The sequence below is a fragment of the Streptococcus mitis genome (genome assembly GCF_000722695.1).
Classification (GTDB): Bacteria; Bacillota; Bacilli; order Lactobacillales; family Streptococcaceae; genus Streptococcus; species Streptococcus mitis_O.
On the sequence record NZ_JPFU01000013.1, the window covers coordinates 248,663 to 266,422 of the forward strand.

General features: G+C 40.6%; 17 protein-coding genes, 1 pseudogene and 1 other annotated feature. Of the genes and pseudogenes, 4 read left to right on the top strand and 14 right to left on the bottom strand.

Going from position 1 to position 17,760, the window contains the following annotated elements:
• Window positions 1-33: 33 nt before the first annotated feature.
• From proC to SK629_RS06530, 7 genes are all read right to left on the bottom strand, one after another.
• A complete protein-coding gene (gene proC, locus SK629_RS06500; RefSeq protein ID WP_042901110.1) occupies window positions 34-831 on the bottom strand; it encodes a pyrroline-5-carboxylate reductase in 798 nt (265 codons plus the stop codon).
• Between the two features lie 3 nt (window positions 832-834).
• Window positions 835-2,097: a glutamate-5-semialdehyde dehydrogenase gene (locus SK629_RS06505; RefSeq protein ID WP_042901111.1), complete on the bottom strand. Its 1,263-nt coding sequence runs from the start codon at window positions 2,095-2,097 to the stop codon at window positions 835-837.
• Window positions 2,098-2,106: 9 nt separating this feature from the next.
• Entirely contained in the window at window positions 2,107-3,216 is a 1,110-nt protein-coding gene (proB, locus tag SK629_RS06510) for a glutamate 5-kinase (RefSeq protein WP_042901112.1), read from the bottom strand.
• Between the two features lie 100 nt (window positions 3,217-3,316).
• Window positions 3,317-5,200, bottom strand: a complete 1,884-nt coding sequence (gene cbpE, locus SK629_RS06515; protein ID WP_042901113.1) for a phosphorylcholine esterase CbpE — start codon at window positions 5,198-5,200, stop codon at window positions 3,317-3,319.
• Window positions 5,201-5,202: 2 nt separating this feature from the next.
• The gene (locus SK629_RS06520) at window positions 5,203-6,090 is read right to left on the bottom strand and encodes an RluA family pseudouridine synthase (protein WP_042901114.1); all 888 of its coding nucleotides are present in this window, start codon (window positions 6,088-6,090) and stop codon (window positions 5,203-5,205) included.
• Window positions 6,080-6,541, bottom strand: a complete 462-nt coding sequence (gene lspA / locus SK629_RS06525) for a signal peptidase II (RefSeq protein ID WP_042901115.1) — start codon at window positions 6,539-6,541, stop codon at window positions 6,080-6,082. The genes SK629_RS06520 and lspA overlap by 11 nt, the downstream gene beginning before the upstream one ends.
• Window positions 6,538-7,446 (bottom strand): LysR family transcriptional regulator, encoded by a 909-nt coding sequence (locus tag SK629_RS06530; protein WP_042901116.1) that lies wholly within the window; start codon window positions 7,444-7,446, stop codon window positions 6,538-6,540. Before SK629_RS06530 ends, lspA begins: the two co-directional genes overlap by 4 nt.
• Between SK629_RS06530 and SK629_RS12630 the strand changes: the two are divergent.
• Window positions 7,439-7,513 (top strand): annotated as a pseudogene (locus SK629_RS12630) (AraC family transcriptional regulator); the annotation flags it as partial. The gene SK629_RS06530 and the pseudogene SK629_RS12630 overlap by 8 nt on opposite strands.
• Window positions 7,514-7,789: 276 nt before the next feature.
• Here the strand turns inward: SK629_RS12630 and rpmA are convergent.
• From rpmA to SK629_RS06550, 4 genes are all read right to left on the bottom strand, one after another.
• Window positions 7,790-8,083 (bottom strand): 50S ribosomal protein L27, encoded by a 294-nt coding sequence (gene rpmA, locus SK629_RS06535; protein ID WP_000916509.1) that lies wholly within the window; start codon window positions 8,081-8,083, stop codon window positions 7,790-7,792.
• Window positions 8,084-8,099: 16 nt separating this feature from the next.
• Window positions 8,100-8,444 carry a ribosomal-processing cysteine protease Prp gene (locus SK629_RS06540; RefSeq protein WP_000613699.1) on the bottom strand — a complete coding sequence of 115 codons (345 nt, stop codon included), beginning with the start codon at window positions 8,442-8,444 and terminating at the stop codon, window positions 8,100-8,102.
• Window positions 8,445-8,459: 15 nt separating this feature from the next.
• Window positions 8,460-8,774: a 50S ribosomal protein L21 gene (gene rplU / locus SK629_RS06545; RefSeq protein WP_000109141.1), complete on the bottom strand. Its 315-nt coding sequence runs from the start codon at window positions 8,772-8,774 to the stop codon at window positions 8,460-8,462.
• A 36-nt stretch (window positions 8,775-8,810) separates the two neighbouring features.
• Window positions 8,811-8,930: a sequence feature (ribosomal protein L21 leader region), on the bottom strand.
• Between the two features lie 64 nt (window positions 8,931-8,994).
• The gene (locus SK629_RS06550; protein WP_080710234.1) at window positions 8,995-9,693 is read right to left on the bottom strand and encodes a YoaK family protein; all 699 of its coding nucleotides are present in this window, start codon (window positions 9,691-9,693) and stop codon (window positions 8,995-8,997) included.
• Window positions 9,694-9,834: 141 nt separating this feature from the next.
• Here SK629_RS06550 and SK629_RS06555 point away from each other — a divergent pair, with 141 nt between their 5' ends.
• Window positions 9,835-10,812: a Gfo/Idh/MocA family protein gene (locus tag SK629_RS06555; protein ID WP_042901117.1), complete on the top strand. Its 978-nt coding sequence runs from the start codon at window positions 9,835-9,837 to the stop codon at window positions 10,810-10,812.
• Window positions 10,809-11,891 (top strand): DEAD/DEAH box helicase, encoded by a 1,083-nt coding sequence (locus SK629_RS06560; protein WP_042901118.1) that lies wholly within the window; start codon window positions 10,809-10,811, stop codon window positions 11,889-11,891. The genes SK629_RS06555 and SK629_RS06560 overlap by 4 nt, the downstream gene beginning before the upstream one ends.
• A 151-nt stretch (window positions 11,892-12,042) precedes the next feature.
• Here the strand turns inward: SK629_RS06560 and tuf are convergent, their stop codons facing one another.
• The 3 genes from tuf to SK629_RS06575 all read right to left on the bottom strand — a co-directional run bounded on the left by tuf (window position 12,043) and on the right by SK629_RS06575 (window position 16,413).
• Complete coding sequence (gene tuf / locus SK629_RS06565) at window positions 12,043-13,239, bottom strand: elongation factor Tu (protein WP_001040724.1); 1,197 nt, start codon at window positions 13,237-13,239, stop codon at window positions 12,043-12,045.
• A 241-nt stretch (window positions 13,240-13,480) separates the two neighbouring features.
• Window positions 13,481-14,758, bottom strand: a complete 1,278-nt coding sequence (gene ltrA / locus SK629_RS06570; RefSeq protein ID WP_042901119.1) for a group II intron reverse transcriptase/maturase — start codon at window positions 14,756-14,758, stop codon at window positions 13,481-13,483.
• Window positions 14,759-15,303: 545 nt separating this feature from the next.
• Window positions 15,304-16,413 (bottom strand): AI-2E family transporter, encoded by a 1,110-nt coding sequence (locus SK629_RS06575; protein ID WP_042901120.1) that lies wholly within the window; start codon window positions 16,411-16,413, stop codon window positions 15,304-15,306.
• 102 nt (window positions 16,414-16,515) lie between these two features.
• On the opposite strand from SK629_RS06575, the gene pbp3 reads away from it, so the two are divergent.
• On the top strand, window positions 16,516-17,757 hold the full coding sequence (pbp3, locus tag SK629_RS06580; RefSeq protein ID WP_042901121.1) for a D-alanyl-D-alanine carboxypeptidase PBP3: 1,242 nt from the start codon (window positions 16,516-16,518) through the stop codon (window positions 17,755-17,757).
• Window positions 17,758-17,760 lie beyond the last annotated feature (3 nt).

Below are 17,760 nucleotides of genomic sequence, written 5' to 3' on the forward strand. Positions count from 1 at the left end.
AGCCACCATAAAAGAGGCAGTCAAAGCCACCTCTTATTTACCTAGTTTTTTAGTTCGTTTGTAGGCTTTTTTGACTGCCTCCATAACGGTTCCTCTAAAGGCATGTGCTTCTAAACTAGCTACACCAGCAATAGTAGACCCCCCTGGACTACAAACCTTGTCTTTCAATACTCCCGGATGTTCTTGAGTATCTAGGACCAATTGACCTGCTCCAATAACTGTTTGAGCTGCCATTTGTAGAGCAGTTTCTCGTGGCAATCCTGTCTGAACACCTGCATCCGCCAAAGCTTCAATGAAAAGATAGACAAAGGCTGGTCCACAACCTGCAAGACCCGTTGCAGCATCGATTAACCCTTCACTGATTTCAAACAATAAACCAGCATGTTGTAAAAGTTGACAAAAGACTTCCTTATCATCTACTTGGCAGTTAGCTGACAAGGCATAACTAATGACTCCTTGACCGATAGAAACTGGAGTGTTGGGCATCATGCGAATTAAACGGTGCTGACTTGGAACAAGACTAGCTAGTTTTTCCAGCTTTATACCCGCTGCCATGGAAATTAAGAGCAGACTCTCCCGTTTTTCAAGAATATCTTGATATTCTGCAAGTAAAGTAGATATCTGTGCTGGCTTGACAGCTAGAAAAATCACATCTGCTTCCGCAAAGATTTCCTCATTACTAGAAACTTGACCTCCGTAGCTAGCAATAAAATCATCCACTCTATCTTGACTTAGATTAGAAAGAAGAAACTTATCTGTCCTATTAGCTTGCCAAACAACCTTTGCCAAACTAGCACCCATATTCCCCAAACCGATAAATCCAATCTTCATTTTTTACTCCCTTATCTGTCCATCACCAGCAACTACATACTTGTAACTGGTTAATTCTTTTAAGCCCATTGGACCACGCGCATGCAATTTCTGAGTAGAAATCCCCATTTCACAACCAAGACCAAATTGATCTCCATCTGTAAAACGAGTTGAAGCATTGACATAGACTGCTGCAGAGTCCACTTGATCTGTAAAGTAAGCTGCAGCCTCAGCATTTTCCGTCACAATGGCATCCGAATGATGAGTACTGTGTGCTTCAATATGCGCAACCGCTTCTTCTAAACTGCTCACTACTTTAACAGCTAGGACATAGTCTAAAAACTCGGTATCAAAGTCTTGAGCCCCAGCTGCTTGGCCAGATACAAACTGACTAGCCTTCTCATCCAAACGGAATTGAATTGGTTCCAGTCCAGCTTCTTTACGATCCGCAACTAGAACTTGCTCCAAACGAGGAAGGAAGCTTGCTGCCTTGTCTTCATGAACGAGGAGAACCTCCATGGCATTGCAGACAGAAGGACGACTGGTTTTGGCATTGTTGATGATTGATAGAGCCTTGTCTTCGTCTGCATCCTTATCGACATAAACATGGACAATCCCTGTTCCTGTCTCGATAACAGGTACGATAGCATTTTCAACCACGGCATTAATCAAACCTGCCCCTCCACGAGGAATAAGAAGGTCTAGATAGCCCTTGGCCTTCATCATAGCATAGCTACTTTCACGGCTGGTATCTTCCACCAGTTGAATCACATCTGGATGAATGGTAGTCGTCTCCAAGCCCTTCTTCAAAGCTGTGACAATGGCATGGGCTGTTTGATAGGCATCCTTACCACTACGAAGAACAACTGCATTTCCACTTTTAAGAGCCAAAGCAGCCGCATCAGACGTCACATTTGGACGACTTTCATAGATAATGCCGATAACACCCATAGCCACCCGTTTCTTGGTGATAACCAAACCGTTTTCAAGATGACTTGTTTCTAAAACTTCACCGATTGGATCTGGTAAAGCAACCACTTCACGAATCCCAGTTGCCATTGCTTCTATACGCCCAGCATCCAAATAAAGACGATCCAGCATCACATCTGAGATTTTACCCTTAGCCGCTTCCATATCGAGGGCATTGGCCGCTAAAATCTCCTCAGTAGCTACTAATAAATGATCAGCCATGGCTAGCAAGGCTTGGTTTTTCACCTCTTCACTAGCTGTGTTGATCGATTTTTTAACAGCCTGTACCTGTTCAAATTGTTCTTGTGTACTTACCATAGTTTACCTCTAAAATTCTGTAAAGAGTAGTTGGATTTCAGGAGTAATGGAAATCCAGTCGTCACGATGAATCAAGACACCCTTGGCTTTTTGAGAACGCAACATATCCTCCAGAGCAGATGCTCCAAATTGTACGCGTCCTTTTCCAAGTGATTTCCCACTTTCCTTGTCAAATACTGTCACGATATCACCGTAAGAAAAGGCGCCTTCTGCGTCAACAATACCAGATAAGAGAAGACTCTTTCCATGTTGAGAGAGAGCTTCAGCAGCCCCTTTATCAACCCAAATAGAACCTTGGCTCTGAGCATAAAAAGCCAGCCATTGTTTCTGGGTACGAAGTCCCTTTTCTTGAGCAACAAAGTAGGAACCATCCTTGCTCTTCTCCGCTGCCTCAATCATGGCATCTGACTTCAATGATGAACAGATATAAACAGGAACTCCTGATTCTGTCGCGATCGTAGCTGCTTTAATCTTAGTCAACATACCACCTGTCCCATTAGACGAACCTGCTCCACCAGCCATATTAATAATCTCATGATTGATGGTCTCAATTTTCTCCAAGCGTTTGGCTCTTGGGTCTGAATTAGGATTTCCAGTATAAAGACCGTCCACATCTGTCAAGAGAACCAAAAGATCAGCTTGGACCATGGCCGCTACCTGTGCACTCAGAGTATCATTGTCCCCAACCTTGAGCTCATCAATGACGACACTATCATTCTCGTTGATGATTGGAATTGCCCCACGGCTAAGTAGAACTGACAAAGCCTGATGGGCATTTTTATAACGACGCTTATCCACAAAGTCATCCTGGGTCAGCAAGATTTGTGCAGAAACGATTTGGCGCAAGAGAAGATTGGTCGTGTATTCTTCCAACAAGAGCCCTTGCCCTACCGCTGCTGAAGCCTGTTTATCAGCAATCTTAGTCGGACGCTTTTTAAATCCTAAGGCACCAAAACCTGCAGCAATGGCACCTGACGACACCAAAATCAATTCATGGCCAGCCTCGTGCAACATAGCTAACTGCTGGGTAATAGCCTTTACCTTACTACGTGATAAACTTCCATCCTCATTCGTCAGAGAAGAAGTTCCCACCTTAAAGACAATTCGTTTGTATTTCATAGTCTCACTCCGATTCTTCATATTTATCCATTATAACATGAATGACAGAAAATAGAAAAGAGTTGATAGGAAAAAGAAGGCCCTAAAACCTTCTTTTTTACTATTGTCCTGATTCCGATTTGTTTGCACTCGTTTCAGAGATTTGTGAAGTTGAAGAAGTCAAATCTTGACTAGTTGAAGAACTTGTAATACTTTCGTGTTGACTCGTTTCTTTATTTTCTAGTTCTTTTTTAACTACTTCTTTGGATTCTTTTATTTCTGAATGACTTGTAGTTCTAGTTGTAGAAGATTTCTCGACCGGAATATCCACTAACCAGGCTCCACTTGAATCAACAGTATAGCCTTCTGGTGTCTTACCATTCACAAGTAATTGACCATTTTCTTTCAAGAAGTACCATTTATCCTTGTCTTTAATCCAATCCACAGCTCGTGAACCGTCTGTCTTGTAGAAATACCAATCGTTTGCCTTTTTAAGCCAACCTTGCTTCATAGCTCCTGAATCTTCTAGATAGTAATGATGACCAGCAACTTCTATCTCGCCTGTCTTCATGATACCAGTAGAATCCATATAGTACCAGGTTTCTTTATCTTTTACCCAGCCCGTTTTCATTTCTCCTGATTGAGCAAAGTAATACCATTGCCCCTTATATTGAAGCCAACCTGTCTTCATAGAGCCATCGTTTGATAAATAATAGGACTGACCTCCAGTATTTACCCAGCCAATTTCCATCTGATTTTCTTTGTTGAAATAATACCAGATTCCATCAATTTTCTTCCAATTTTTAGCAGAAGCACCAGAGTCTGTTAAATAGAACCAATGATTGTTCCATTTTTTCCATTGATTCTGTAACAAGATACCCGTTTGGTTAAAGTAATACCAGTCACCCTTAATTTCATTCCAACCGACAGCATACTCTCCTGTAGAATCAGGTGCTTGATACCACCAGTTTCCATAAGCACTTTTATGCCAACCAGCTTGAAAACTTGGAATCGGCTTGTAGGAAGTTGAAATGTTTACTAAACCGTCTTGTCGAATATCAAAAACTGTTGCATCATAGTCTTTGCTGGCTGCGTTAATTCTCTCAATTCCTCGTTCTTTGAGCCAATTAACATACTCACTATCAACACCATTTTTCCAAGGTAGACTATCCGAAGTTTGAACAATCAAACTCGGACTCAAATTTCTGATGAAATCCTTGGTATTTGATTTGTTGGTATCATGGTGATGATTAAACTTCATCAAATCAACTTTTCCAATGAGAGGACCATACTTGTCTTCTGCTCCATGAACATTATCTAAGTCGCCCCCAAGGTAAATTTTCTTGCCATTGACTTTCACTACGCTAATCAAGGAATTGGAATTGTCATCCCAAATTTTCTTTAATTCACCTGATGAATCAGTTTCATTTTCATAATTATAGAGCTGAATATCCATGTCTCCAAACTGAAAATGAGCATCTCCTTGTGTGATGTTTTGAATCACTGAAACACCTTTTTCTGCGGCAGTCTGTAAAACCTTATCATAACCGTACAGATTATCCCATAAACGTTCAGAATTAGTAATACGATTATCACTATATTTTTTAAGATAGACTCGGTCAACTGGATAGGTAGACAGTAATTCATCAACATTTCCAATATGATCACTGTGGGTATGGGTCACCAAAATAAAATCAAGTTTTTGGACACCCAATTCCTTCAAACGACGAAAGACACGGTCTGTCAGAACATGCTTATAAGACGTTTCAATTCCTTCTCTCCATGGATAGCGAGAATCACTTCCATCTGGGAAATCATAATCTTCTCCTGTATCCACCATGGCAAAATGTCCATTGCTTTCAAGAATAATCGCATCACTGCCACCTTCTTGAACATTTATAAAGTGGATTTTATTTTCTGAACTTTCTTGAGCTTGAACATTCCCATACCATGACAAACCTAAAAAAGTGCTTGCAAGTGCTAAACTAATCAATTTCTTTTTCATTCTTACTTCCTTAATTTCTCCAAAGTTTCCTTAAAAATCTCTGGGATATCTGCTGTAAATTCTAAGGTCTCACCTGTTCGTGGATGGGTAAAGCCTAGGGTCTTGGCATGAAGAAATTGTCCATGTCCTTTCAGAGTCTTACGTGGACCATAGACCTCATCACCAGCGACTGGATGGCCAATATAAGCCATGTGAACACGGATTTGATGGGTGCGGCCTGTCTCCAGCTGCAACTCCACTAAGCTATAATCACCAAAGCGTTCCAAGACGTGGAAACGAGTCACTGCTGGCTTCCCTTTCGCAGTCACGGCCTGTTTCTTACGGTCTTTTTCACTTCGACCAATCGGCGCTTCAATGACACCACGATCATTGGGCAGATTTCCATGAACAATGGCCCAATATTTGCGGAGAGACTTTTTATCCTTGAGTTCTTGGGCAAGAGCCAAATGCGCCTCATCATTTTTAGCAATCATAAGAAGACCTGACGTATCCTTGTCAATACGGTGAACAATTCCTGGGCGCAGAACCCCATTGATACCCGACAAGTCCTTAATATGATACATGAGGGTATTTACTAGGGTCCCACTAGTATGACCAGCACTCGGATGCACAACCATCCCCTGAGGCTTGTTAACGACAGCCACATCCTCATCTTGGTAGATAATCTCTAGCGGAATATCCTCAGCCACATACTCTAAGACCTCTGGTTCTGGCACATGGTAAGTGACGATATCGCCCTCTTGGACAGTGTATTTAGCTTTCTTGACTTGGCCATTGACCAAGACCTGGCCTGATTTAATTTGTTCATTCGCAAGACTACGTGATAATTCTGTCAAATCCGACAAAGCCTTATCCAAACGCAGACCACCAGTTTCAATTTTAATTTCCATTTATTTCCTCTTTTAGCATTGCAATCAATAAAATAATCACTCCAACTGTCAGATAGCTATCTGCAACATTGAAAATTGCAAAATTGATAAAGTCAAGGTGGAACATATCCACAACAAATCCCTGACTGATCCTGTCAATAAAGTTTCCAAGACCACCTGCGATGATCAAGGTCAAACCTAAGACCATCCAGAGTGAGTCCTCCATATGTTTATGTAAATACCAAACGGCACCTACCACGACAACCAGAGTAATGACAGCGAATAACAACTGCTGATCTTGTAAGATAGAAAAGGCTGCCCCTCGATTTTGCAGGTAGGTCAAGCTAACGAAATTGGGAATCCAAGAGCGCACTTCACCCAGTGGAATCTGCTGGACGATATAGGATTTGACCAACTGATCCAGCCCAATCAAAAGCAGTACAATGACTGCCACTATTCCTCTTTTTTTCATGATTTCCTCTTTTGATCAAAATATTCTTGCATGACTTCTACGAAGAGAGTCCCAGCTTGACTCAGCTCCACTTCTTCACGTTTGACATAAACCATGTGATTATCTAGGTTATCCTTGAGACGAATAACTGTAATGCCATTAACACTGTCACTATCTAAAAATCCAGACCCTGTCGCATAGGCGTCCGTCCGCTCCAAAATACCATTCAAGGTAGCACGGTCTGTCACATTAAACATCTGTGAGCTAGCACTAGTATCGACAAAATTCTCTGAATAATAAAGGTACTCGTCTTTCTCTTGAGTAAAACGAACTGTCGGTAGATCTGCTAAATCCTCCATGACCAATTCCTCTTTCTGAGCCAAAGGATGCCCCTCGCGGAGATAAATGTGGGTATGGAAGGGAATCAATTCAATGACCTCCAAACCTAGCTTTTCAACCCGTTGCATGATCCCCTTTTTGTTTTGATTGTTGAGGTAGATAATGCCAATCTCACTATGCCCTTGAGCCACTTCGTCTAAGATTTGAACAGTAGTTGATTCAAAAATACGGAAGTTCTTATAATCCGGATAACGCTCTGAAAAGGCCGTAATGGTTGGTGGCAAGAAGTCATAGTGCTGACTGGCAATGGAAAATTCATCTTTTTCTTCCTCAGGATTGGCATACTGATTTTGAAAAATATCAAATCCTTTAACCAATTCTTGCGCTTTTTCATAAAATTCCATACCACGACGAGTCAAGAAAGTCCCTGAACTCGTCCGACGGAAAATCTTAAATCCTAATTCTTTTTCCAAATCACGAACAGAAATGGACAGACTCGGCTGACTAACATACATCTTTTCAGCAGCTTCACGGAAAGTACCGCTATTGGCAATAGCCACAACATAGCGTAATTGTTGAATGTTCATCTTCTACCCCCAACTTCTTTATCTTATCATTATACCATATTTTAGAAGTTTTCCAAAAAGGAAAAAAGTCTGGAAATTGTCAAGTCTCAATGAAGACTCTAACATCCCAATACAAGAATTAGAATGATATCTTTTTTCAGTCCTTATCTGATTTATAGAAAATAAAAACAGCAAATCTTGTTGATTTACCGTTTATAATATGATGCAAATACAATTCCCATAATATGGATACCAAAACAAAAAATAGGCTCTCCGAAAACTCGGAAAGCCTGATTTTATGCTAGTTCTAGCTTCCCCACCTTTATATTTTAAGGCTCGGGATAAAAAGGTTCACTGGACCTTTTTATTTAGCGATTGGGTAAACAGAAACCTGCTTTTTATCGCGTCCTTTACGTTCAAAGCGTACTACGCCTTCAACTTTAGCGAACAAAGTATCGTCTCCACCACGTCCAACGTTTACACCTGGATAGATGTGTGTACCACGTTGACGGTAAAGGATTGATCCACCTGTTACAGTTTGTCCGTCAGCTGCTTTAGCTCCAAGACGTTTTGCTTGTGAATCACGTCCGTTTGATGTAGAACCTCCACCTTTTTTGTGGGCGAAAAGTTGCAAGTTGTTAAGAGTCATTTTTAACATAATGTTTTCCTCCGTGTTAGTTTTCTGTGATAACTCTGGTTTGGACGAACTCAGAAGAGTTCTCCGATAAGTTTGCCATACCTAAGAAAAATGATTCAAAGAATAACTGGGTCATTTCTCTCTGGTGTGAAGGAAGATCTTTTGGAATTTCAACCATCAGATAGCCACCTTCATCTTCGTTTAATTCTAGGATTGGTTCATAGCCTGCAAATTTTTCAATAGAATTGATAAAGTTAATGGCAAGCGTAGAAACCGATGCACACACGACATCTAAGCCGTATTCGCCACTCTCGGCGTGTCCAGTAATTTCCGCACTCCTCAGCTCGCCATCTTCGGCTCTCTCAAAGACTGCTTGTATCATGTGTTCTCCTTAAAATTAAGCGTTGATTGCGTTGATGACAACTTTTGTATATGGTTGACGGTGACCTTGTTTACGGTGGCTACCTTTTTTAGGTTTGTACTTGTAAGTAACAACTTTCTTTTGTTTTCCTTGTTTTTCAACAGTTCCAACTACAGTAGCTCCAGCAACAAGTGGAGTTCCGACAACAGTGTTTTCACCACCAACAAGAACAACTTCGTTAAAAGTAACTTCTTGACCAGCTTCAACGTTCAATTTTTCAACGTAAACTGCTTGACCAACTTCAACTTTAACTTGTTTTCCGCCAGTTTTGATAATTGCGTATGTGCTCATTATGCACCTCCTATGATTTTTATGGGTTTCCCCGATTTTTTTGTGAAGACTCGCCTAGCATCGTGGGACGAACCACTTAAAAGAAGAACTCTATGTAGAACAAAGTTTAAATTTGTTATACTACGAGCAACGATGTTCGTGCGGTTGCACAGGAACGTGCATAGTCAACTCTTCAAGTATAGCATATCTCATATTTTCTTACAAGTAATAACACCTAAAATCAAGCTTTTTCTTTTATTTTTTTCTGCCACGAGGCAAAAAGCATGCTGAGGTAAAAAATGCTCATCATAATAGGAACACCAAGAATAGTCTTTTCATGATAGAAAATCGTCAAATAGGCTGAAAAGACAACGCCAAGGACAAAACTAGTAAGCAGGCTAACAAAGATGAATCCTTCACGCAAAAAAGGAGTGTGCTTGGTTCTAAAATAATCCCCAAAAGCTAGCATGGTCCGTTTGATATTCCCTGTCATAAAAGCGTTATTATAGGCAATACCCGACACTTCTCCAAAAGCAGTTGTCACCAGTCCCATACAGAAAGCCAAGGGTGGTACTAGATAGATATTATCCACAGTTTGCGGCACAAAACCAATAATGATTGATAAGATTGCCAAAGGAATCAGTGACAGAATCGGTTTTTTCACAATTCTCAATTTTTCCTTATAAACAGTTAATAAAAAGACCCCCATCATAAAAGCTAGCAAGGTGAGAACCTTGTCCCTAACATCTGAAACATTATTCTGGATTAATTCTACTGAAAGAAAGACAACATTCCCAGTTTGTCCAGCTACAAGAGTGTTCCCTCGCACAATAAACGTATAGGCATCTACATAACCTGCACAAAAAGTCAAAAAAAGCGCTAGCCTCTTAGACTGACGTGATATTTTTCTTATCGGTAATAACCTCATTTTCCCTCCCATTTCATTTACTCATCTCATTATTGTACCACTTTCTTTGGAAAAGACCTAGTAGCTTATTTGAAATTTTTTCCCCTCTGTTGGATAGTCCCGTCTATCTATGTTATAATGAAAGAAGGATTTGAAATCAGAAAAGGAGTAACTATGCTTAAATTAGGTATCATCGGAACAGGAGCTATCAGCCACCACTTCATAGAAGCAGCCCATACCAGTGGAGAATACAAGCTGGTCGCAGTCTATTCTAGACAACTAGAAACTGCGGCAACCTTTGCTTCTCGCTACCAGGATATCCAACTCTTTGATCAAGTAGAGGACTTCTTCAAAAGCTCCTTTGATGTAGTCTATATTGCTAGCCCAAACTCCTTGCATTTTGCTCAGGCAAAAACTGCATTGTCTGCAGGTAAACATGTCATTCTTGAAAAGCCAGCTGTCACTCAGCCACAAGAATGGCTGGATCTGATTCATACAGCTGAGAAAAATCACTGTTTTATCTTCGAAGCAGCTCGTAATTATCACGAGGAAGCTTTCACAACTATCAAAAACTTCTTAGCAGACAAGCAAGTGTTAGGGGCTGATTTCAATTATGCCAAATACTCTTCCAAGATGCCTGACTTGTTGGCTGGTCAGACACCAAATGTCTTTTCAGACCGTTTTGCCGGTGGAGCCCTTATGGATTTGGGGATTTATCCCCTCTACGCTGCCGTTCGTCTCTTTGGAAAGGCTCAGGACGCAACCTATCAGGGGCAACAGCTTGACAATAGCATTGACCTAAATGGAGACGGCACTCTCTTCTACCCTGACTTTCAAGTTCACATCAAGGCAGGAAAAAACATCACTTCCAATCTTCCTTGTGAGATTTATACAGCAAATGGAACCTTGACACTCAACACGATTGAACATGTCAGCTCAGCTATTTTTAGCGACCACCAAGGAAATCAAGTCCATCTTCCTATCCAACAGGCTCCTCATACGATGACTGAGGAAGTCGCTGCATTTGCACAGATGATTCAGCAACCAGACCAGAAACTTTACCAAACTTGGCTAGACGATGCAGGCTCTGTTCATGACCTACTATATACCATGCGCCAGACTGCTGGCATTAGATTTGAGGCAGAAAAATGAAAACCAAACTACCGACTGAATGGCAAGAACTGAGTGACCAACTCGGTTTCCAAGAATTCACCCCCATTCAAACCCAACTATTTGAGCCCTTTCTTGCTGGAGAGAACCTTCTAGGAGTGAGCCCAACTGGAACTGGTAAGACCCTAGCTTACCTCCTACCAAGTCTTCTCCGACTACAAAAGAAAAAAGCCCAGCAACTCTTGATTCTAGCACCAAATACAGAACTAGCTGGACAGATTTTTGATGTATGTAAAACATGGGCAGAAGCCATCGGTTTGACAGCCCAACTCTTCCTATCGGGTTCAAGTCAGAAACGCCAAATTGAACGACTCAAAAAAGGACCAGAAATTCTAATCGGTACTCCTGGTCGTATCTTTGAGTTGATTAAATTGAAAAAAATCAAGATGATGAATGTGGAAACCATCATCCTGGATGAATTCGACCAATTGCTAGATGATTCTCAGATTCACTTTGTCGAGAAAATCACTCACTACGCACCGCGTGACCACCAACTGGTCTACATGAGTGCGACGACCAAGTTTGACCAAGAAAAGATTGCGCCTAACACACGTATCATTGATCTTTCTGACCAAAAATTGGACAACATCCAACATTTCTATATGCAGGTAGATCAACGTCACAGAGTGGATATGCTACGAAAACTAGCTCATGTAGAGGATTTTCGTGGTCTGGTCTTCTTTAACAGTCTATCAGACCTTGGAAGCGCAGAAGAAAAACTACAGTATCGGGATATCTTGGCTGTTTCTCTAGCTAGTGATGTCAATGTTAAATTTAGAAAAGTCATCTTAGAAAAGTTTAAAGACAAACAACTAACCCTGCTTCTTGCAACAGACCTTTTGGCTCGTGGAATTGATATCGATAGCCTCGAATGTGTTGTAAACTTTGATGTCCCTAGAGATATCGAAACATATACTCACCGTGCTGGCCGTACAGGTCGTATGGGCAAGGAAGGTTATGTTATCACTCTCGTCACTCATCCAGAAGAAATCAAAAAACTCAAGAAGTTTGCAATCGTACGTGAAATTGTCCTAAAAAATCAAGAACTCTATATCAAATAAAGCCCAATTGCTCTATGCACATCTAGTGTATGGAGCTTTTTCTGTAAGCAATTCTTTCATTTTAGTTCAATATCAGAAAAAAAGAACCTTGCAAAGCAAGATTCTTTTAGTGTCTGACTTAAATAATTGTTCTTCTGGGAACTAAATCGAATTAAGCTTCGATTTCTGTAACCATACCTGAACCAACAGTACGTCCACCCTCACGGATAGAGAATGTAGTACCTTGTTCTACGGCGATTGGGTGGATCAACTCAACGTCGATTGTCACGTTATCACCAGGCATTACCATTTCAGTACCTGCTGGAAGTTCGATTGAACCTGTAACGTCAGTAGTACGGAAGTAGAATTGTGGACGGTAGTTGTTGAAGAATGGAGTGTGACGTCCACCTTCTTCTTTAGTAAGGATGTAAACTTCACCTTTGAATTTAGTGTGTGGGTTGATTGAACCTGGTTTAGCGATAACTTGTCCACGTTCGATTTCATCACGTTGAACACCACGAAGAAGGACACCTACGTTATCTCCGGCAAGACCTTCGTCAAGTTGTTTACGGAACATTTCAACACCAGTAACAACTGCTTTTTGAGTTTCTTCTTTGATACCAACGATTTCGATTTCGTCGTTGACTTTAACGATACCACGGTCGATACGTCCTGAAGCAACTGTACCACGTCCAGTGATTGAGAATACGTCCTCGACTGGAAGAAGCAATGGTTTGTCAGTGTCACGTTCTGGTTCTGGGATGTACTCATCAACTGTGTTCATCAATTCCATAACGATGTCTTCGTATTTAGAGTCACCTTCAAGGGCTTTAAGAGCTGAACCTTGGATAACTGGAAGATCGTCACCTGGGAAGTCGTATTCTGACAATAGGTCACGGATTTCCATTTCAACCAATTCAAGCAATTCTTCGTCGTCAACCAAGTCAACTTTGTTCATGAAGACGATAAGGTGTTTAACACCAACCTGACGTGAAAGAAGGATGTGCTCACGAGTTTGTGGCATTGGTCCGTCAGTTGAAGCTACTACAAGGATAGCTCCGTCCATTTGAGCAGCACCAGTGATCATGTTTTTAACGTAGTCCGCGTGTCCTGGAGCGTCGATGTGAGCGTAGTGACGTTTTTCAGTTTCGTACTCAACGTGCGCAGTGTTGATTGTGATACCGCGTTCGCGTTCTTCTGGAGCAGCATCGATAGACGCATAGTCTTTAGGTTGGTTAACTGATGAAGGCAAGCGACGTGCCAAAACAGTTGTGATAGCTGCAGTTAGGGTAGTTTTACCGTGGTCAACGTGTCCGATAGTACCAATGTTAACGTGTGGTTTACTACGATCGTATTTTTCTTTTGCCATTTGAGTAAAAGCCTCCAATAAAATATATTTTATAGATAGACAGTAGGCAATACAGTCTAACTTTCCTTACTATTTTATCAAATTTCAGCTAAATTGCAAGTGTTTTACAAAGTTTTTGTGAATTATTCTTAATCTGCTAATCTAAACGACACTTCTACTCCTATCACTTAGCTAAAATCGAGTAGGGGATAATCTCTAGCCCCTCTCACACCACCGTACGTGCCGTTCGGCATACGGCGGTTCAACTAACTTTTAACGCATGTCGTTCAAGGTAATAATCCAAACACGAAACCAGTCCACGTTTTTCAAGGACTGGTTTTGATATAGCACGTTTAAGTACCGACTTCTGAGCTACTAATTGATAGTGGTCACCCCAGCCAGATACCTTATCTGCTATCCATTTAGGAACCCCTAACTTAAGCAATCCCCATAATCGTCTAGATTTCTTCTTCCATTGCTTCCAGATAATCACTCGTAGGCGAGTGCGCAAGCGCTCATCTATGCTGGTGACTATACTTTTCATATTTCCCAATGAGAAATAGTTTATCCATCCTCGAATAGACAAATTCAGTTGCTCAATACGTCTTGTTAAGTCTATACTCCACTTCCTCTGTGTTAGTTTCTTCAATTTAAGCTTAAATCTCCGAACACTATCTTGATGGGGGCGACTTTTCCAACCAGCTGATGATTTCCAGAACCCGAAACCTAAATATTTCAACTCTCTTGGTCTGGTAATCTTAGTCTTGGTTATGTTTACTTTCAAACCTAGCCGTTTCTCAATAAAACGACTGACTGAATACATCACACGCTTAGCGGCAGCCTCGCTTCCGACCGTAATCACACAATCATCTGCGTAGCGCACAAATCGAAGTCCCCTCTTTTCTAATTCCTTATCCAATTCATTAAGCATGATATTGGATAAGAGAGGAGATAAATTTCCTCCCTGTGGTGTGCCAATTAGCGTTTTATGACGCTTACCGTTAATGATAACACCTGAATGAAGATACTTACGAATCAAGGATTCCGTATCTCCGTCTTCGATAATGTTATGTACTAAGGACATCAATCTATCTTGAGGAACTGTATCGAAGAATTTCTCTAGGTCTATATCCACTATCCACTCATAGCCGTCATTTAAGTACTCTAAGAGCTTCATGATGGCTTTTTCAAATGACCGATTTGGTCGGAACCCATAACTCGTTTCAGAGAAATGGGGTTCACAAATAGGGCTAATGACTTGAACAATGGCCTGTTGAATCATTCTATCCATAACCGTTGGAATTCCTAGTTGACGGATGCCTCCGTTTGGTTTGGGAATCTCAACTCTGAGAACTGGTTGAGGCTTATATTTTCTTTGTTTTATCCGTTCCTTAGTCGGGCGCCAGTTTTGTCTGAGATAATTATCCATCTCTTCGATAGTAATTCCATCAATCCCAGCTGAGCCCTTATTGGATTTTACTTGATTGTAGGCTTCCAGCATATTTTCGCGTGATAATATCTTATCTAGCAATTTTGACATGTGCGTATTCCTTTCTTGTTTTGGTGCCTGAGGGACATCTTATATTGGTGAACCTTCATCTAGTCAATACGTGATAGAGTCCAGTTCTATCAGACCGCTCGTTTTACAGACACAAGTGAAGTAGGATTACTTCAATTAGTTGTTCACCCCTTCGCTCCACTTCCATTACAGAAGTTTCCTCACTACTATGGGCTCGGCTGACTTCTCATGATTCGTTGTTACTACGCTTTCAGCGCTCATGAGACCTCACGGGATAAGTTGTACATCTTTCCTCGTTTACTCTCGTGATTTACGCATATAGGTTACGACTACCTTTTTGGACTTTAGAGTTTTAGGCCCCCTTATCCGCTATATACGCCTTACTATCACGTTCCTGTTCGTAGAGCCACGATTTCGCTATCCCTTCCTCTCCCCGCTACCTCACGATAGTCAGGCTTGGGAATCGCTATTGGGTTCACCGGTAGCGGGTGCCCACGGAGGACTTACACCTCAGATGTACGACATGCCCGTCGTACCAAAAAGAAAAATCAGGAATTTCCTGACTTTTACTTGGATAATTCTCTTTCTCGTTCTTTCATTATTTTATGATTTTCATACAAGCGAGATAAGAACTTAGAAATTTCTTTTAAGATAGAATAAGTTGGTACAGCGACAATCATACCAATGACGCCATAGATGTTACTTGATAATAAAAGTAATACTAAAATCGTAATTGGATGAACCTTCATCACTCCGCCAACGATTCGAGGGTAAAGGATGTTCCCATCCACTTGCTGAACAATCAGCATATAAATAACTGCAATCAGCATTCTATGAGGATCAGTAAAGACATTTGCGATAATCATTGGAATCAGGCCGATACTTGGTCCTACATACGGAATGAGATTGGCCAATCCTGAAAAGATGGCAAAGACCAAAGCGTATTTTAAACCGATTACGCTATATCCGATAAAGGCCAAACAACCAATAATAATCGCATCAATGGCGACTCCACTAATATATCGAGCAATTGTCGCATTCAAATTTTTTAAGAGGCCTGCAATATGCAACTTATCTCTCTTTAAAACAGTACGTTCAAGCATCGGTAAAAATTTGTGACCATCTAACAAAAAATAAACCAAAAACACAGGTGTCATGATAATAATTAAAATAGTACTAAAAAGAGCTGATAGGATACTTCCTACACTATTCGTCACACTATTTAGGATATTTTGTAAAATATCCACATAGGAGAGATTTAACTGTTGAATAGTCGCTTGAATATCTAAATTTTGAAAGGCTGGATAAGTAGATAAATCCAAAATCAAATCTTGTAAACGGCTGTAGATAGTCTGGCTAGTCGCAATCAAGCTGGTCAACTGATTGACCAAAATCGGTAAGAGATAGACTATCCCAATGACAAGCCCCCAAACCAAAGAACACAAAGTTAGTAGAATACCAATGATACGATTAATTTTGAAATACTTTTGTAAAAAATTTACAATAGGATTGGTCAAATAATATAAAAAACCACCCAATAAAAATGGAATCATTATGGTGTTCGCTACACTTACAAAAGGCGTAATAATCGCCCCCATCTCTCTCCATAAATAAAAGATGATGGTTAATAATAAAATCTCACTGGTCCAAAAAAATAATTTATTCTTACGAAACATGAGCTACCTCCATTCATCTATTTTACCATACTTTCAAAAAAGCTTCTTTCTTCTATCATGAAACTGGGAATATTTTTTCCTTTATGTTAGAATAAACTTACTATGAAAAAAATCATTTTAACTCTACTAAGCTTATCCGTGATTGGCTCAGCATCTACTGTTGCTGCTCAAGATTTTAATATTGCTGCAAAACATGCCATTGCTGTTGAAGCAAATACTGGTAAAATTCTCTATGAGAAAGATGCAACCCAGCCAGTCGAAATCGCTTCTATTACAAAACTACTGACAGTCTACCTTGTTTATGATGCATTAGATAAAGGAACAATCACCTTATCAACTCCTGTAGATATTTCTGATTATCCTTATAAGCTAACAACAAATTCTGAAGCAAGTAACGTTCCTATGGAAGCTCGTAATTATACCGTCGAACAACTACTGGAAGCAACACTAGTATCTAGTGCCAACAGCGCCGCCATTGCTCTAGCTGAGAAAATTGCTGGCTCAGAAAAAGACTTCGTCGATATGATGCGGGCAAAACTCTTGGAATGGGGAATTCAGGATGCCACTGTTGTCAATACGACAGGTCTTAACAATGAAACTCTAGGGGATAACATTTACCCAGGTTCTAAAAAAGATGAAGAAAATAAGCTTAGTGCTTATGATGTCGCTATTGTTGCTCGTAACCTCATCAAAAAGTACCCACAAGTCTTGGAAATCACCAAAAAACCTTCTTCTACTTTTGCTGGAATGACAATCACTTCTACTAACTACATGTTAGAAGGAATGCCTGCTCATCGGGGGGGCTTTGACGGACTTAAGACAGGAACGACAGACAAAGCTGGTGAATCTTTTGTTGGTACTACTGTCGAGAAAGGAATGAGGGTTATTACAGTTGTTTTGAATGCAGACCATCAAGACAATAATCCTTACGCTCGGTTTACAGCTACATCTTCACTAATGGATTATATCTCTTCTACATTCACACTTCGCAAAATCGTTCAAAAAGGCGATGCCTATCAAGATAGCAAAGTCCCTGTACAAGATGGAAAAGAAGATACCGTCACTGCTGTTGCCAAAGATGATATCACTCTAATTGAACGTGTTGGGAATCAATCTTCCCAATCTGTTCAATTCACACCTGATTCCAAAGCAATCCCAGCACCACTTGAAGCTGGAACAGTAGTTGGCCATTTGAATTATGAAGACAAGGATTTGATTGGTCAAGGTTACATTACCACTGAACGTCCTAGTTTCGAAATGCTAGCAGAAAAGAATGTTGAAAAAGCCTTCTTCTTAAAAGTTTGGTGGAATCAGTTTATCCGCTTCATCAACGAAAAATTATAAAAA

Bases quoted from the DNA above. Each gene is read 5' to 3' on its own strand.
- proC (WP_042901110.1), bottom strand. From the start codon at position 831: ATGAAGATTGGATTTATCGGTTTGGGGAATATGGGTGCTAGTTTGGCA.
- SK629_RS06505 (WP_042901111.1), bottom strand. From the start codon at position 2,097: ATGGTAAGTACACAAGAACAATTTGAACAGGTACAGGCTGTTAAAAAA.
- proB (WP_042901112.1), bottom strand. From the start codon at position 3,216: ATGAAATACAAACGAATTGTCTTTAAGGTGGGAACTTCTTCTCTGACG.
- cbpE (WP_042901113.1), bottom strand. From the start codon at position 5,200: ATGAAAAAGAAATTGATTAGTTTAGCACTTGCAAGCACTTTTTTAGGT.
- SK629_RS06520 (WP_042901114.1), bottom strand. From the start codon at position 6,090: ATGGAAATTAAAATTGAAACTGGTGGTCTGCGTTTGGATAAGGCTTTG.
- lspA (WP_042901115.1), bottom strand. From the start codon at position 6,541: ATGAAAAAAAGAGGAATAGTGGCAGTCATTGTACTGCTTTTGATTGGG.
- SK629_RS06530 (WP_042901116.1), bottom strand. From the start codon at position 7,446: ATGAACATTCAACAATTACGCTATGTTGTGGCTATTGCCAATAGCGGT.
- rpmA (WP_000916509.1), bottom strand. From the start codon at position 8,083: ATGTTAAAAATGACTCTTAACAACTTGCAACTTTTCGCCCACAAAAAA.
- SK629_RS06540 (WP_000613699.1), bottom strand. From the start codon at position 8,444: ATGATACAAGCAGTCTTTGAGAGAGCCGAAGATGGCGAGCTGAGGAGT.
- rplU (WP_000109141.1), bottom strand. From the start codon at position 8,774: ATGAGCACATACGCAATTATCAAAACTGGCGGAAAACAAGTTAAAGTT.
- SK629_RS06550 (WP_080710234.1), bottom strand. From the start codon at position 9,693: ATGGGAGGGAAAATGAGGTTATTACCGATAAGAAAAATATCACGTCAG.
- SK629_RS06555 (WP_042901117.1), top strand. From the start codon at position 9,835: ATGCTTAAATTAGGTATCATCGGAACAGGAGCTATCAGCCACCACTTC.
- SK629_RS06560 (WP_042901118.1), top strand. From the start codon at position 10,809: ATGAAAACCAAACTACCGACTGAATGGCAAGAACTGAGTGACCAACTC.
- tuf (WP_001040724.1), bottom strand. From the start codon at position 13,239: ATGGCAAAAGAAAAATACGATCGTAGTAAACCACACGTTAACATTGGT.
- ltrA (WP_042901119.1), bottom strand. From the start codon at position 14,758: ATGTCAAAATTGCTAGATAAGATATTATCACGCGAAAATATGCTGGAA.
- SK629_RS06575 (WP_042901120.1), bottom strand. From the start codon at position 16,413: ATGTTTCGTAAGAATAAATTATTTTTTTGGACCAGTGAGATTTTATTA.
- pbp3 (WP_042901121.1), top strand. From the start codon at position 16,516: ATGAAAAAAATCATTTTAACTCTACTAAGCTTATCCGTGATTGGCTCA.